The sequence below is a fragment of the Pseudomonas sp. M47T1 genome, from assembly GCF_000263855.1.
In the GTDB taxonomy this organism is placed as follows: Bacteria; Pseudomonadota; Gammaproteobacteria; order Pseudomonadales; family Pseudomonadaceae; genus Aquipseudomonas.
The window spans coordinates 61,824-74,719 of record NZ_AJWX01000024.1 but is presented as its reverse complement, the minus strand read 5'-3'; the positions used below and the strand labels follow the sequence as shown (position 1 = coordinate 74,719).

Genomic DNA, 12,896 nt, shown 5'->3' with positions numbered 1-12,896 from the left:
CGAAGGCTACACCGCGTAATGCCAGATGTACCGCGGCGTCGGCGTTGCGGGCACGGCCCGCTCCTACAGTGACCGCGTTGCTCTCAATTCAAGTGGTCCCCTTATGAACCCACGCATCCTCGACATCCTCAAACAACTGATCAGCTTCGACACCACCTCGTCGCTGTCCAACCTGGCCTTGATTCACTACGTGCAGCACCTGCTGCAGGCTAAAGGCATCGACACCACCCTGGTGCATGACGAAGCCGGCGGCAAGGCCAACCTGTTCGCCAGCGTTGGCCCGAAAAACGTTCCCGGGGTGCTGCTGTCCGGCCATACGGACGTGGTGCCGGTGGCCGGCCAGGCCTGGACCCGGCCGCCCTTTGAGGCCACCGTCAGCGACGGCAAGCTGTACGGGCGCGGTAGTTGCGACATGAAGGGCTTTATCGCCGTGGCCATCCACGCGCTGCTGAGCGCCGCCGACCAGCCGCTCAAGCGCCCGCTGCAACTGGCCCTGTCCCATGACGAGGAAATCGGCTGCGTGGGCGTGCGGCGTTTGCTGGATGTATTGCACCTGGCGCCGCAGCGGCCGTTTCTGTGCATTGTCGGCGAACCCACGCAGATGCAGTTCGCCCTGGGTCACAAGGGCAAGGCTTCGTACCGTGTGCACTGTCACGGCCAGGAAGCCCATTCCTCCCTGGCGCCGCTGGCCGCCAACGCCATCCACCTGGCGAGTGATTTCATCGCCAGCCTGCGCCAGGCCCAGGTACGCCTGCAGCAACAGGGCGCCCACGATGATGCCTATGACATTGCCTACACCACCGTGCACGTGGGCCGTATCGACGGTGGCAAGGCGCTGAACATCGTGCCTAACCTGTGTACCCTGGACTTCGAGATCCGTCATCTGCCAGCGGACAACCCCGAGGCCATGGTCGCGCACCTGGCCGAGCAGGCCGAGGCGTTGGTGCGCGAAGCGAAAAAGGTCTCCGGCGTGGCGGATATCGAGATCGAAACCCTCAACGCCTACCCGGGCCTGGACACCTCGCCAACGGTGGAGGCGGTGCGCTGGCTCAAGGCCTTTGCGGCGCCCGATACGGCCCAGGTGAAAGTGGCCTTCGGCACCGAAGGCGGGCTGTTCGCCCAGCGCCTGAACGTGCCGGTGGTGGTGTGCGGGCCGGGCTCCATCGAGCAGGCGCACAAGCCCGATGAGTACGTGCAGCTGAGCCAGTTGCAGGCGTGCGAGCGGTTGCTGCACAGCCTCTTGGGCGCCTTGATGTAACCGCGCTGCAAGCCGCCTCACCGCGCAAGCAGGTCCTGCTGCCCACACGCCGTTTTCGGCATTCGCCACCGTGGCTCGGGCACATTCGGCATCCCCTCCCGGCACATGTTTTTAGACTGGTCCTATCGTCAATCACAGGATCAGTCTCATGCCCGCGCCCTCCCTGCAAGACCCGTCACTGTTGGCCGAACGCGCCTATATCAACGGCCAATGGCTGGCCGCCGACGACAACGCCACCCTGGACATCATCAACCCGGCCACCGGGGCCTGCATCGCCCGGGTACCGGCGCTGCAAGGCGTTGAAACCCGCCGGGCCATCGAGGCCGCCGAGGCCGCGTTGCCGGCCTGGCGTGAACTGCCCGCCGCCCAGCGCGCGCTGCTGCTGGAAGCCTGGCACCAGGCGATCCTCGACAACGTCGACGACCTGGCACTGATCATGACCCTGGAGCAGGGCAAGCCCCTGGCCGAAGCCAAGGGCGAGATTCGCTACGGCGCCAGTTTCGTCAAATGGTTCGCCGAAGAAGCGCGCCGCATCTATGGCGATACCATCCCGGCGCCCAGCGGCGACCGTCGGCTGCTGACCCTCAAACAACCTGTGGGCGTGTGCGCTGCCATCACCCCGTGGAACTTCCCTACTGCCATGATCACCCGCAAATGCGCGCCCGCCTTGGCTGCGGGGTGCACCATCGTGGTCAAGCCGTCCGACCTGACGCCGTTGTCGGCGCTGGCCCTGGCCGTGCTGGCCGAACGCGTTGGCATACCGGCAGGGGTGTTCAACGTGGTCACCGGGCTGCCCCAGGGCATCGGCGCGGAACTGACCGGCAACCCCACGGTGCGCAAGATCTCCTTTACCGGCTCCACTGCGGTCGGCCGCCTGTTGATGCGCCAGAGCGCCGAGCACATCAAGCGCCTGAGCCTGGAACTGGGCGGCAATGCGCCGTTCATTGTCTTCGACGATGCCGACATCGAACAGGCCGTGGCCGGCTTGATGCAAAGCAAATTCCGCAACGCCGGGCAAACCTGCGTGTGCGCCAACCGTATCCTGGTGCAGGACGGTATCTACGACCGCTTCGCCGCGCGGCTGCTGGAAGAGGTGGCCACCCTCAAGGTGGGCAACGGCCTGGAGCCGGGGGTGACAGTGGGGCCATTGATCAACCCGGCCGCCGTGGAGAAGGTGGCACGGCATATCGATGACGCCTTGGACCAGGGCGCGCGTCTGCTGTGTGGCGGCGTACCGAGTGCGGCGAGCCCGTTCGTCAGCCCCACGGTACTGGCCGATGCCCACACCGGCATGCTGTGCACCCGGGAAGAAACCTTCGGGCCGCTGGTACCGTTGATTCGCTTCAGCGACGAGGCCCAGGCCATCGCCATGGCCAACGACACGCCGTACGGCCTGGCGGCGTATTACTTCACCCAGAACCTGCAACGTTCATGGCGCGTAGGCGAGGCGCTGGACTTCGGCATGGTGGGCCTCAATACCGGCGCCATCTCCATGGAAGTGGCGCCGTTTGGCGGGGTCAAACAGTCGGGACTGGGCCGTGAAGGCTCGCGCTACGGCCTGGACGAATACCTGGAAATCAAGGCGTTTCATATCGGCGGCCTGTAACCCAAGCAAAACGCAGCCTTTGCCCAAGGCTGCGCTGGCCCGCAGAAGCGGCCGCACCGCAGCTCACAAAGGGGTCATTGGCTCAAGGCATCCGCGATGGCCTTGCCCAGGCTTTCGGTGTTGCCGGTGCCACCCAGGTCGCGGGTCAGCGGTGCCTGTTCTGGGCCTTGGGCCAGGACTCGTTCAATGGCCTGCAGCACCGCCGCGCCGGCGTCGGCGTGGCCCAGGTGCTCCAGCATCATCGCCCCGCACCAGATCTGCCCGATGGGGTTGGCGATGCCCTTGCCGGCAATGTCCGGCGCCGAACCATGCACCGGCTCGAACAGGCTGGGAAAGGTGCGGTCCGGGTTGATGTTGGCCGACGGCGCAATGCCGATGGTGCCGGTGCAGGCCGGGCCAAGATCGGAAAGGATGTCGCCGAACAGGTTGCTGGCCACCACCACGTCGAACCAGTCCGGGTGCAGCACGAAGTTCGCCGTGAGGATATCGATGTGGTACTTATCCACCTTGACGTCGGGGTAAGCCTTGGACATTTCCGCCACCCGTCCGTCCCAATACGGCATGGTAATGGCGATCCCGTTGGACTTGGTGGCCGAGGTCAGGTGCTTCCTGGGCCGGCTTTGCGCCAGTTCATAGGCAAACTTCAGGATGCGGTCCACGCCCACGCGGGTCATCACCGTCTCCTGAATCACCACTTCGCGCTCGGTGCCGGGGAACATGATGCCGCCGACACTGGAGTACTCGCCTTCGGTGTTTTCGCGCACCACGTAGAAGTCGATGTCGCCGGGCTTGCGGCCGGCCAGCGGCGCTTTTACCCCCGGCATCAAGCGGCAGGGGCGCAGGTTGACGTACTGGTCGAACTCGCGACGGAACTGCAGCAGCGATTCCCACAGGGAGATATGGTCGGGCACCACATCGGGCCAGCCCACGGCGCCGAAGTAAATGGCATCGTAGCCCTTGAGGGTGGCGAACCAGTCATCGGGCATCATCTTGCCGTGTTGCTGGTAGTAGTCGGCGCTGGCGAAATCGAACCAGTCCCATTGCAACTCAATGCCGAACTGCTTCGCCGCCACGTCCATGACGCGGACGCCTTCGGGCATAACCTCCTTGCCGATACCGTCGCCGGGAATGACGGCGATTTTATACGTTACTGTGCTCATGGGGTCTCCTGTGGGTTCAATAACCGGTGGAACGATCAATCTGGCCGGTCAGCGGCTCGCCCCGCTGGTGGCGGCGGATATTGTCCAGCAGCACCGTGAAGGCGCTATCGGGGTGGGTCATGGCGGCGATGTGCGGGGTGAGCACAATGCGTGGGTGGTGCCAGAAGGGGTGGGCGGTGCTGGCCGGTTCCTGTTGCGCCACGTCCAGTACCGCACCGCCCAGTTGGCCGCTGCCCAGCGCTGCCAGCAGGTCGGCTTCCACCAGGTGCGCACCGCGGCCCATGTTGATCACGCCGGCGCCCCGGGGCAGTTGTTCAAACAGTTGGCCATCGAGCACGCCGCAGGTCTGTGCGGTCAGGGGCAACAGGCAGATGAGGATGTCGCACTGGGCCAGGAACGTCGGCAACTGCTCTGCGCCGGCAAAGCATTGCACGCCGGCTAATTCATGGGGGCTGCGCGCCCAGCCCGATACCGGGAAGCCGAAGTGCCGCAGGTGCTGGGCGATGGCACGGCCTTGCTGGCCCAGGCCCATCAAACCAATGCGGCGTTCGCTGGCTGGCACCCCTGTATGTTCCAGCCACTGGCCGGCCTGTTGCTGGGCACGATAGCGCAGCATGTCGCGGTGCAGGCTGAGCACCGCCCAGGTGGCGTATTCGCACATGCCGGCGGTGATGTTGGGGTCGAGCATGCGCGCCACCGGCAAATGGGCGGGCAGGGTGTGCAGGTTCAATTGGTCGACGCCGGCGGAAATGGCCAGCAGCGCCTTGAGGTTGGGCAGCACAGTGGCCAGGTCATCGGGGGCCTGCCAGGCGGCCAGGTAGTGAATATCGTCCGGGTTGCCGAGGTTGGGCCATTGGCGGAACTCGATGTCGGGGGCATGTTCGGCGAACAGTTGTCGCCAGCGTTCACCGCGTTGCGGGTCGGCTTTGTAGAGCAGGGCCATGGTGGGCTCCCAGGCAATGGGTCGTTGCCTATTGTGGTGCAAGGGCGTCAAGCGATTCTGCCGTTTGTGCTGGGCAAAACAGTCGATGTGCCTTTGCTGGCGGGCAAGTTCGGCCAAGTCGGCTTCGCGCAACCCGTACTCTGGACTGCATCGAAACCGACCCGAGAATGGCCACCCATGAACAGCAAATTGAACGACACCCCCCGCTTGCTGCAACAACGCGAACAGAGCGTGCCGCGCGGCGTGCTCACCGCCCATCCGTTGGTGATAGACCGCGCCCAGGGTTCGCAGTTGTGGGACGTGGACGGCAAGCGCTATCTGGACTTCGTGGGTGGCATTGGCGTGCTCAATATCGGGCACAACCACCCCAAAGTGGTCGAAGCGGTGCAGGCGCAGTTGCAAAAAGTCACTCACGCCTGCTTTCAGGTGGTGGCGTATGCGCCGTATATCGAACTGGCGCAACGCTTGAGCCAATTGGTGGGCGGTGACGTGCCGCACAAGGCCGCGCTGTTCACTTCCGGTGCAGAGGCAGTGGAAAACGCCATCAAGATCGCCCGTGGCCACACCAATCGCCCCGGCGTGATTGCCTTTCGCGGCGGCTTCCACGGCCGCACGCTGCTGGGGTGCAGCCTGACTGGCATGAGCCAGCCCTACAAACAGAACTTCGGCCCGTTCGCCCCGGAAATCTTCCACACCCCATACCCCAACCCCTACCGTGGCGTCAGCACCGAAGACGCCCTGGCGGCCTTGCAGGAAGTGTTCGCCACCCAGATCGCTCCCGACCGCGTGGCGGCGATCATCGTTGAACCGGTGCAGGGCGACGGCGGCTTCCTCACCGCGCCGCCCGAGTTCCTGCAAGCCCTGCGGGCGCTGACCGAACAGCACGGCATTGTGCTGATCCTCGACGAGATCCAGGCCGGCTTTGGCCGCACCGGGCGCTGGTTCGGTTTCCAGCACGCCGGCATCCAGCCAGACCTGGTGACCGTGGCCAAAAGCCTGGCCGGCGGCCTGCCGCTGTCGGCCGTGGTGGGCCGCAGTGAGATCATGGACGCGCCCACTCCTGGCGGGCTGGGCGGCACTTACGGCGGCAACGCCCTGGCCTGCGCCGCGGCACTGGCGGTGATCGACGCCTTCGAACAGGAACAGTTGCTGGCCCGCGGCGAGCACCTGGGTGAACGCCTGCGCACCGGCCTGCAGGCCTTGAAGCAACGCCATTCGCGCATCGGCGATGTACGCGGCCAGGGCTTCATGCTGGCCATGGAAATGGTCAGCGACGACGCCAGTGCCAGCCCCGACGCGGCACTGGCGCAACAGGTGATTGATGCGGCGCGCGAAGGCGGCCTGCTGGTGATCAAGTGCGGCGTGTACCGCAACGTGGTGCGTTTCCTGGCACCGCTGACCACCACCGACGCCGAACTGGATGAAGCCATGGCCATTCTCGAGGCCGCCTTGGCACGGGTCTTGATTGCCTGAACCCCACGACAGGCCCGGGCTTCGCCGCCCGGGCCGCCGTTGTCCATCATGGAGATGAAGTTGGCATGCGCCTGACTGATTATCGTGTACTGCTGCTCGACTGTGACGGTGTGCTGGTGGACCGTGACAGCGGTGTCTGGACTGCGCTGCAAGGCGTGTTCACCGGCCTGCAACAGGTGCCGGAAAAAGCCGTCGTGCTGGCGCGCTTCGAAGAGGCGTTGCACGGGCTTTACCCGCGTTTCGACGAGCTGGGCTTCACCGGGCTGCTGTGCTTCGCCCACCGCCAGTTGGCGGAGGCCTTCCAGGTGCGAGCCAGTTGGGAGGAGAGCCTGAGCTTCGCCCGCACGGCCGCCACCTGGCCGCTGTTCGAAGACGCGCCGGGGGCCTTGCTGTACCTGCGCAAGTTCTACCGGCTGGTGATACTGTGTGATCGCGATGCCCAGGACCGCGAAGCGCTATGCGAACGCCTGGGCCTGCACAGTGAAGAGCTGCTGGCGCCCGGTGAAAGCCAGGCATGGCTCGACCAGCAGCAAGTGCCTTTCGATCAGGCCCTGTCGGTACGCGCGCAGTTGCCCGCGCAGCCACACCAGGGGGCCATGTGCCTGCTGCGGCGCGGGCAGCGCGTGCCGGGGGAATGCCCGGTGGGCGTGTGCATCAACAGCCTGGCCGACCTGGTGGCCCAACATCAGCTATCGTTACGCCGTTGAATTGATTGAAGAACCTCAGGGACATTAGCGCATTCGAGGGTAAGTGAATGGAAGGCATGGTCAAACTGGACCGCATCGACATAAACATTCTGGTCGAGCTGCAAAAGGACGGCCGCATGACCAACGTCAGCCTGGCCGACGCGGTGGGGCTGTCGGCCAGCCCGTGCCTGCAACGGGTCAAGCGCCTGGAGGCGGCGGGGTATATCTCCAGCTACAAGGCCCACATCAACCTGGCCAAGATCACCGACTCGGTCACCATTTTCACCGAGATGACCCTGGGCGACCACAAGCGCGAGGACTTCGCCAAGTTCGAGGCCAACATCCGCCAGGTGGATGAAGTGCTGGAGTGCCACCTGATCAGCGGCGGCTACGACTACTTGGTGCGCTTCATGACCCGCAGCATCCAACACTACCAGGAAGTGATCGAAAGCATCATCGACAAGAACATAGGCATCGCCAAATACTTCAGCTACATCGTCATCAAGTCGCCAGTGATGAAGGAAGTGGTGCCGCTGCGCAAGCTGATTCGGCATTGACGCAGCAACGCTTGAAAAGCCGGGCCGATACAGCACAACGTGTCATGCAAACCCGAACAACAGCAGGTTCCGCGTGCTCGGGTTTGTTAGCGTATCAGGCATGGAAAAGGCCGTGCAGGCCGCCTCACTCCTTCGCCTGGGAACCTCACAATGACCGAACACACCGCTCACCTCGACCCCTACCTGTGCGCGCGTTTCTACATTAATGGCCAATGGTGCCTGCCGGTGGTGGACGCCAGCCTGCCGGTGATCAATCCCGCCACCGAAACCGTGGTGGCCCATGTGGCCAAGGGTTCTGCTCAGGACGTGGACCTGGCCGTGAGCGCCGCGCGCGCTGCCTTCGCGCACTGGTCGTTGTCGACGATCGACACCCGTGTACAGGTACTCACCCGCCTGCATGAACTGATGCTGGCGCGCACCGAGGCCTTTGCCCAGGTGTTGACGCTGGAAATGGGCGCGGCCATCTCGTTCGCCCGGGCCATGCAGGTGCCCTTGGCGGCCGAGCACATCCGCGTGGTGCGCGACCTGTTGCCCCACTACTCCTTTGAAACCATGGAAGGCGGCACTGCCATTGCCCGCGAGGCCATTGGTGTGTGCGCGCTGATCACCCCGTGGAACTGGCCGCTGTACCAGATTACCGCCAAGGCCGCCGCCGCCATTGCCGCCGGTTGCACCGTGGTGCTCAAGCCCAGTGAGCTGTCGCCGTTGAGCGCACTGTTGTTTGCCCAATTGATGCATGACGCCGGCGTGCCGGCTGGGGTGTTCAACCTGGTCAACGGTGGCGGCGCCGACGTGGGCGAAGCCATGGCGGCGCACCCCGACGTGGACATGATCTCCATCACCGGCTCCAACCGCGCCGGTGCATTGGTTGCCCAGGCCGCGGCGCCGACCTTCAAGCGCGTGACCCAGGAACTGGGCGGCAAGTCGCCCAACCTGATGCTGCCCGATGCCGATTTCGCCACGGCGGTGGAGAAGGGCGTGATGTCGGCGTTCCGTAACGTTGGCCAATCCTGCAGCGCCCCCACCCGCATGCTGGTGCCGCGCAACCGCCTGGCCGAAGTCGAGGCGCTGGCCGCCGCGACCGCCAACGCCATCGTCGTGGGCGACCCGGCCTGCGTCGACACGGTGATGGGCCCCATCGCCAACGAAGCGCAGTTCAACCGTGTGCAAGCGATGATCGACGCCGGCCTGAACGGCGGCGCCAAGCTGGTGTGCGGTGGCCCGGGCCGGGTGGCCGGCATGGACACTGGTTTTTACGCACGCCCGACGATATTTTCCGAGGTGGACGCGTGCATGCGCATCGCCCAGGAAGAAATCTTCGGCCCGGTGCTGTGCATCATGCCGTACGACACGGTGGAGCAAGCGCTGGCCCTGGCCAACAACACGGTGTACGGCCTGAGCGCCCACGTGCAAGGCACCGACCTTGCCCAGGTGCGCGCGGTGGCGTCGCGCATTCGTGCCGGGCAGGTGCTGCTCAATTACCCGGCCTGGAACCCTCATGCGCCATTTGGCGGCTACAAGCGCTCGGGCAATGGCCGCGAGTTCGGCGTGTTCGGCTTTGAGGAATACCTGGAGACCAAGGCGCTGATCGGGGTGTAAGCCTAGCGGTATTCACAAGCGAACGAGCGAGGGTGACGATTGCTCAGCTCAGCCAGGTGGCCACCACGCGCCGGTCCAGCTCTTCCCAATCGGCCATGCCCAGCACGCGGGTGGTGTTCAGCCCGCGCAGGTAGCCGCGCAACTGGTTGGCCGTGGCCTGCAGCACCTGGGGGTCGGTGCTGCCAGTGGCCAGCACGGTTTCGTAGTCCACCAGGTAGTCGGCCACGCGCTCACGAAACTCTGGCAACACTGCATCGCGGATCAGGTCAAACGTGCGCATGGTGGCGTCCTTTCTAGTTGTAATCAGGCCGTACTGTGCACGTGACCGGGCGTTCAGTTCAAGCCATTCGATTCACCGGCTGCGAATCCGGCTGATACTTACGCAGGTCGCCAGCCCGGAGGCGATGGCGGCCACGCCCAGGGCCATGTGCATGGCCTTGGCTTCCAGCGCTGCCACCAGCGACAGGGCCTGGCCGCCGGCCTCATGCCCGGCATAGACAGACAGCACCACGGCCACCAGGGCTGCGCCCAGGCATTGGCCAAAGGTGCGGGCAATGGCGAGGATGCCCGAGGCACTGCCGCTGCGCTCGCGGGACACGTTGGCGAGCATCTCGCGGTTGTTGGGGCTCTGGAAAAAGCCGAAACCCACCCCGCACAGAAATTCGCGCCAGAGAATATCCAGCGCATGCGCATCGGGCGCCAACAGCGCCAGCATCAATAGCCCCACCGTCATCAGGCCCAGGCCGATGGTGGAGAGCAGGGCGGGCGGATGCCGGTCAGCCAGGCGCCCGGCCTGGGGGGCGGCGACGATGATGCCCAGCGGCCAGGCGGTGAACAGCAGCGCCGAGGCCAGCACGCTGTAGCCATAGGCGTTCTGGAACAGGAAGGGCAGCGACAGAATGGCGATGCCCTGGCTGACGAACGCCGTGAGCGAGGTCAGCGCCGCCAGGGAGAAGCGTGATGACGAAAATATCTCCAGCGGCAGCAACGGCACCGGCGCACGGCGTTGCCGCCAGATAAAGGCCGCACCGGCGGCCACCATCACCAAGGCAAACCCGCCGGCGCCAGCGCAACTGGCCAGGGTCAGCGGGCCATCGACCTTGGACACCGCGTCGGTGGCCATGATAGCCGCGCCCATGGTGATGGCCGACAGCACGGCGCCGACCACATCGAACGCGGCGCCACCGCTGGAACGGTGCCGGGGTACGGCTCGCCAGCCCAGCAGGGCCGCGGCGACGCCCAGTGGCAGGTTGACCGCGAACAGCCACGGCCAACTGGCAATCGACAGCAGCGTGCCGCCGAAGGCCGGGCCCACCGCGGTGCTGGCGGCGACCAACAGGGCGTTCAAGCCCAGAATGCGGCCCAGCAATCGCGTCGGAAACACCGTGCGGTAGATGGCCGGGCCGATACTCAAGGTTGCAGCGCCACCGATCCCCTGGATGACCCGCATCACAATCAGCACGTCCAGCGAAGGCGCCAGCGCGCAGCCCACCGACGCCAGGGTAAACAGGCTCATGCCGCCGACGAACAGGGCGCGAAAGCCAATGCGGCTGGCCAGCGCGGAAAAGGTCATCAGGGTCATGGCGGCCGCCAGCAGGTAGCCGTTCACCACCCATACCGTGGTGGCAGCCGGCACGTCGAAGGCCTGTGCCATGGAGGGCAGGGCGATATTCACCACCGTGCCATCCAGTACCGCCATGGCGGTGGCGGTCATCACCGCCACCATGGCCAGGCGCCGTTGCGGGCCGGGCAGGCCATCGTCATCAGGCAAGTCTTTGAACAGCGACATTGAATCCCCTTGGGTGTGCGCAGTAACCCGCAATTGTGCCACGAATTCCCGTTGCAGCGCCCGACTGGCCGCGCGCAGTCAATACTGGGCTCATCGCGTGCTGGCGGTCGGCTACAGCGGGTGGATCGGTAGCGGTATACTCCGCGCCCTTCACCAGTGTTCGGAACCGGTTCATGCGCCAGGCTTTGCTCATCATCGACATCCAATCCACCTTCAGCCCTCCAGAGTGGCTGGTCGATGGTGCGCGCGCGTTGTCCGCGATGATCCCCACCATTGCCCTGGTGGAACTGCATGATGAACAGGTGACACCGTTCGAGCGCCAGTTAGGCTGGCACCCGGCGGCGCAAGATGAGAGCCTGATCGAAGCCGACACGGTATTTATCAAACACGGCTACGCGCCGACGGTTGAGACCATCGCGCACCTCAAGCAACTCGATGTGGAGCGTGTGCTGGTCTGCGGGCTGCAAACCGACACCTGCGTATTGGCCGCAGGCTTTGCGTTGTTTGATGCGGGGTTGATGCCCACGCTGGTGACTGACCTGACAGTGGGGTCATCGCTGGACCGCTCCGGTCAGTTGGGCATAGACCTGTGGAAACACCATTTTGGCCAGGTCACCACGCGAGCAGAAATCATGGCGGGACTGCTGTAGCCGCAGCCTTGGGCAGCGGCTACACCGTTACGCGGTCAGCGGTAACGCTCAAGCCAATGGGCGTAAGGCGCCGGCAGCGTCCAGGAGGCCTTGTCGACGCCCAGTTCCTTGGCGGCGAAGTAGGGCCAGTGCGGGTCGGCCAGGTGGGCGCGGCCCACGGACACTAGGTCCAGGTGCCCGGCGGTCAGCGCGCCTTCGGCCAGTTGCGGGGTACCAAAACCCCAGGCAGAGGTTACCGGCAGGTCCGCTTCGCGGCGCACGCGCTCGGCAATCGGGCCCATGAAGGCCGGGCCCCACGGGATGTTGGTGTCCGGAATGGTGAAACCGACGCTGACGCTCAGCAGGTCCAGGCCACCGGCCTTGAAGCGGCGTGCCAGTTCGATGGACTCGACCAGGGTCTGCTCGTCGCGCCCGTCGTATTCCAGCACGCCAAAGCGTGCGGTCAGCGGCAGGTGCTCAGGCCACACTTCGCGCACGGCCGCCAGGGTTTCGAGCAGGAAACGGCTGCGGTTGTCGAAGCTGCCACCGTAGGCGTCGGTGCGTTGGTTGGAGTGCTCGGAGAAGAAGCTCTGGCCCAGGTAGCCGTGGGCGAAGTGCAGCTCGATCCATTCAAAACCGGCGTCACGGGCACGGCGGGCCGCGTCGACGAAGTTCTGGCGAACCCGAGCGATGTCGTCCAGGGTCATGGCGCGCGGCACTTTCGGCAGGTTGGCACCGAAGGCAATGGCCGACGGCGCGATGGTCTGCCAGCCTTCGGGGTTACCCTCGGCGATATGGTCGTCGCCTTCCCACGGGCGGTTGGCGCTGGCCTTGCGGCCAGCATGGGCGATCTGGATGCCCGGCACGGAACCGGCGGCCTTGATGGCCTGCACCACGGGCACGAAGGCCTGGGCCTGTTCATCGTTCCAGATGCCGGCACAGCCGGGGGTGATGCGGCCTTCGGGGGCTACCGCGGTAGCTTCCACCACCACCAGGCCTGCGCCGCCACGGGCCAGGCCGGCCAAGTGCACGTGGTGCCAATCGTTGATCAGGCCGTCTTTGGCCATGTACTGACACATGGGCGGAATCGCGATGCGATTGCGCAGCGTGACGTCTTTGAGGGTGAAGGGTTGGAACAACGCGGACATGTGCAAACTCCGGCAAGTGGGCAATTTTCGATAGTTCGATCATAATCG

Annotated in this window: 12 protein-coding genes; 7 read left to right on the top strand and 5 right to left on the bottom strand. The window is 65.1% G+C overall.

Features of this window, described 5'->3' with window-relative positions:
- The first annotated feature begins 103 nt into the window (after positions 1–103).
- Both argE and PMM47T1_RS21890 read left to right on the top strand, forming a co-directional pair.
- On the top strand, positions 104–1,258 hold the full coding sequence (argE, locus tag PMM47T1_RS21895; RefSeq protein WP_008373105.1) for an acetylornithine deacetylase: 1,155 nt from the start codon (positions 104–106) through the stop codon (positions 1,256–1,258).
- Positions 1,259–1,406: 148 nt separating this feature from the next.
- Positions 1,407–2,864, top strand: a complete 1,458-nt coding sequence (locus PMM47T1_RS21890; RefSeq protein WP_008373104.1) for an NAD-dependent succinate-semialdehyde dehydrogenase — start codon at positions 1,407–1,409, stop codon at positions 2,862–2,864.
- Between the two features lie 74 nt (positions 2,865–2,938).
- Here PMM47T1_RS21890 and PMM47T1_RS21885 read toward each other — a convergent pair whose 3' ends face one another.
- Together PMM47T1_RS21885 and PMM47T1_RS21880 are read right to left on the bottom strand one after the other, a co-directional pair.
- A complete protein-coding gene (locus tag PMM47T1_RS21885; protein ID WP_008373103.1) occupies positions 2,939–4,024 on the bottom strand; it encodes a tartrate dehydrogenase in 1,086 nt (361 codons plus the stop codon).
- Between the two features lie 16 nt (positions 4,025–4,040).
- On the bottom strand, positions 4,041–4,967 hold the full coding sequence (locus PMM47T1_RS21880; RefSeq protein ID WP_043301389.1) for a 2-hydroxyacid dehydrogenase: 927 nt from the start codon (positions 4,965–4,967) through the stop codon (positions 4,041–4,043).
- 177 nt (positions 4,968–5,144) lie between these two features.
- Between PMM47T1_RS21880 and gabT the strand changes: the two genes are divergently transcribed.
- The 4 genes from gabT to PMM47T1_RS21860 all read left to right on the top strand — a co-directional run bounded on the left by gabT (position 5,145) and on the right by PMM47T1_RS21860 (position 9,282).
- Positions 5,145–6,440 (top strand): 4-aminobutyrate--2-oxoglutarate transaminase, encoded by a 1,296-nt coding sequence (gabT, locus tag PMM47T1_RS21875; RefSeq protein WP_008373100.1) that lies wholly within the window; start codon positions 5,145–5,147, stop codon positions 6,438–6,440.
- Between the two features lie 65 nt (positions 6,441–6,505).
- Complete coding sequence (locus tag PMM47T1_RS21870) at positions 6,506–7,147, top strand: HAD family hydrolase (RefSeq protein ID WP_008373099.1); 642 nt, start codon at positions 6,506–6,508, stop codon at positions 7,145–7,147.
- A gap of 47 nt (positions 7,148–7,194) precedes the next feature.
- Positions 7,195–7,683 (top strand): Lrp/AsnC family transcriptional regulator, encoded by a 489-nt coding sequence (locus PMM47T1_RS21865; protein ID WP_008373098.1) that lies wholly within the window; start codon positions 7,195–7,197, stop codon positions 7,681–7,683.
- A gap of 150 nt (positions 7,684–7,833) precedes the next feature.
- Positions 7,834–9,282: an aldehyde dehydrogenase family protein gene (locus PMM47T1_RS21860; protein ID WP_008373097.1), complete on the top strand. Its 1,449-nt coding sequence runs from the start codon at positions 7,834–7,836 to the stop codon at positions 9,280–9,282.
- Between the two features lie 43 nt (positions 9,283–9,325).
- Here PMM47T1_RS21860 and PMM47T1_RS21855 read toward each other — a convergent pair whose 3' ends face one another.
- On the bottom strand, positions 9,326–9,562 hold the full coding sequence (locus tag PMM47T1_RS21855) for a hypothetical protein (protein WP_008373096.1): 237 nt from the start codon (positions 9,560–9,562) through the stop codon (positions 9,326–9,328).
- Positions 9,563–9,634: 72 nt separating this feature from the next.
- Entirely contained in the window at positions 9,635–11,071 is a 1,437-nt protein-coding gene (locus PMM47T1_RS21850) for an MFS transporter (RefSeq protein WP_008373095.1), read from the bottom strand.
- Positions 11,072–11,244: 173 nt separating this feature from the next.
- Here PMM47T1_RS21850 and PMM47T1_RS21845 point away from each other — a divergent pair, with 173 nt between their 5' ends.
- Entirely contained in the window at positions 11,245–11,721 is a 477-nt protein-coding gene (locus tag PMM47T1_RS21845) for a cysteine hydrolase family protein (protein ID WP_008373094.1), read from the top strand.
- Positions 11,722–11,756: 35 nt separating this feature from the next.
- Here PMM47T1_RS21845 and PMM47T1_RS21840 read toward each other — a convergent pair whose 3' ends face one another.
- The gene (locus tag PMM47T1_RS21840) at positions 11,757–12,848 is read right to left on the bottom strand and encodes an NADH:flavin oxidoreductase/NADH oxidase (RefSeq protein ID WP_008373093.1); all 1,092 of its coding nucleotides are present in this window, start codon (positions 12,846–12,848) and stop codon (positions 11,757–11,759) included.
- Between the last annotated feature and the right edge of the window lie 48 nt (positions 12,849–12,896).